Source organism: Vibrio penaeicida, assembly GCF_030689305.1.
GTDB classification, from domain to species: Bacteria; Pseudomonadota; Gammaproteobacteria; order Enterobacterales; family Vibrionaceae; genus Vibrio; species Vibrio penaeicida_B.
Genome location: NZ_JAUYVM010000048.1, coordinates 1 through 2161 on the forward strand (window position 1 = coordinate 1; position 2161 = coordinate 2161).

The 2161-nt window shown below is 45.5% G+C and carries 2 protein-coding genes; both read left to right on the top strand.

The window, feature by feature from the left end:
• The first annotated feature begins 199 nt into the window (after window positions 1-199).
• Complete coding sequence (locus Q8W40_RS27845; RefSeq protein ID WP_162497971.1) at window positions 200-343, top strand: hypothetical protein; 144 nt, start codon at window positions 200-202, stop codon at window positions 341-343.
• A 234-nt stretch (window positions 344-577) separates the two neighbouring features.
• On the top strand, window positions 578-2050 hold the full coding sequence (gene ltrA / locus Q8W40_RS27850; protein WP_305402081.1) for a group II intron reverse transcriptase/maturase: 1473 nt from the start codon (window positions 578-580) through the stop codon (window positions 2048-2050).
• Window positions 2051-2161 lie beyond the last annotated feature (111 nt).

Sequence of the window (2161 nt, forward strand, 5' to 3'; positions counted from 1 at the left end):
GTGCGACCTGAAGTCGTATGAAGCGTTGTTCACCGCTTTATGAGTGAACCGTCTGTATCACCAGATGAACCTACGAGCCTGAATAAAGCAGCGGCTCGGACAATGTAACGAAACTCGGCCGTTAGGCTGAGTGGGAAAAGAATCGTGAGAGGACGTTCCTCCTGAAAACCACAATTCGGGTAAGTGCTAGGTAGTCAGTATGATGAACGTATGTGAATCCATTCAAGGTGCGTTATATGATGAAGCAGCGGAAGTGGTTAATACGCTGTGGCCAAAAGGCAATGAGAGTTGGAAAGAGGTTGGACAGTACTTTTTCGTGGTCGCCGTACTCTCCGCACTATAGTGGGCATCTAAGCTGACATTTTACGTAACATACGGAACAGGGTAAGCCTGTATCACTCCCTTTGGGAAAGCCTTTGTGGCCGATAGTGATGCAGGTATAGGAGGTCGGAAAAAGCGAAGGCTGCATTGTAATGATGCAGATACAGACTTATGTCTGATCACGAAAGTGAGCCCACTTCCGACTGGTCTCCCATTGCGAGAGAATTTGAAGAACTTTATTCAAGGAGAAAAGCAAATGGTGATCTCGAAAGAGATTAGTGCATCTTCTGACGGCGCTCAATGGCAGTCCATCGACTGGAAATCCGTTGAAGCACACGTATTGAAGCTTCAAATGCGTATCGCAAAAGCAACGAGAGAAAAGAAACACAGTAAGGTGAAGTCCTTACAGTGGCTCTTGACTCATTCTCGCTCAGCCAAGCTTCTTGCGGTAAAGCGAGTCTCTCAGAATAAAGGCAGTAAAACGTCTGGAATAGACGGTGTCATCTGTAACACAGATGTACGCCGTATGACAGCAGTCAATCAACTGAGCCGCAAGGCTTACTCTGCAAAACCACTCAAACGTATCTACATCCCCAAAAAGAACGGTAAGCTCAGGCCATTGGGTATTCCATGCATGATTGATAGAGCGCAACAAGCCCTCCACCTTCTAGCATTAGAACCAGTGTCCGAAACGCTTGCCGACCTCAATAGCTATGGGTTTAGGCCAAATCGCAGCACGGCTGACGCCGTCAGTCAGTGTTTCAAATGTTTGGCTCTAAAGCGATCAGCGAAATGGGTTCTTGAGGGAGATATTAAGGCTTGCTTCGACAAAATCGGGCATCAATGGCTTATGGATAATATCACTGTAGATAAACGTATGTTAGTGCAATGGTTAAAGTCTGGCTATGTGGATAAGGGTCTGTTCTATGATACCGATGAGGGTACACCTCAAGGTGGAATAATCTCTCCAACCTTGATGCTAATGACTCTCGCGGGAATAGAGCAACAAATAAAATCTACAGCCCTGAAAAAGGGTGCTAAGGCTAACTTTATCGGTTACGCGGATGATTTCGTGGTTACTTGCTCTTCAAAGGAAGTGCTAGTGAACGACATCAAACCGTTGATTGCTGACTTTCTGGCAAAAAGAGGGCTAACCCTCTCCGAAGAGAAAACGAAGGTCACTCATATTGATGATGGCTTTGACTTTCTGGGTTTCAATCACAGGAAGTACAAAGGGAAATTGCTCATTAAACCGAGCAAATCCAACACGTTGTTATTCCTTAGAAACCTACGTGAACTTATTAAAAAGCACGCAACCATCCCTGTTAACGATCTTATCAAGTTGATAAATCCGAAACTTAGGGGATGGGCGAATTACTATCGCCACTGTGTTGCTAAACAAGTATTCGGGTATGTCGGCCACAAACTATTCCAAGCGCTATGGCACTGGGCAGTTAGACGTCATCCAACCAAGTCCAAAGACTGGGTTGTTCATAAGTATTTTCTTAATCGTAAAGGCCAGTGGCAATTTCACGGTTGGCAGAAAATTATGAACATGGACTGTCACTTCAATCTGTTCCAAATAGCGAAAGTGCCCATTGAGCGACACGTAAAAATCAGGAATGCAGCGACCCCTTTTGACCCTCAATACCAAGAATATTTGGTGAAGAGAAAATCTAAAAGGCTAGCCCGTAACTCTTGGAAAGAGCCTGTCCCGACTGCGTTATAAGTTGCTGGGTATCAATGATGCCTTAGTGGAGGCTTGAGCCGTATGCAGTGAAAGTTGCACGTACGGTTCTTAGAGGGGCGGCACTTGGTAACAAGTGTCGTCTACTCGACA

Coding starts and splice junctions, on each gene's coding strand:
- Q8W40_RS27845 (WP_162497971.1), top strand. CDS start 200: ATGATGAACGTATGTGAATCCATTCAAGGTGCGTTATATGATGAAGCA.
- ltrA (WP_305402081.1), top strand. CDS start 578: ATGGTGATCTCGAAAGAGATTAGTGCATCTTCTGACGGCGCTCAATGG.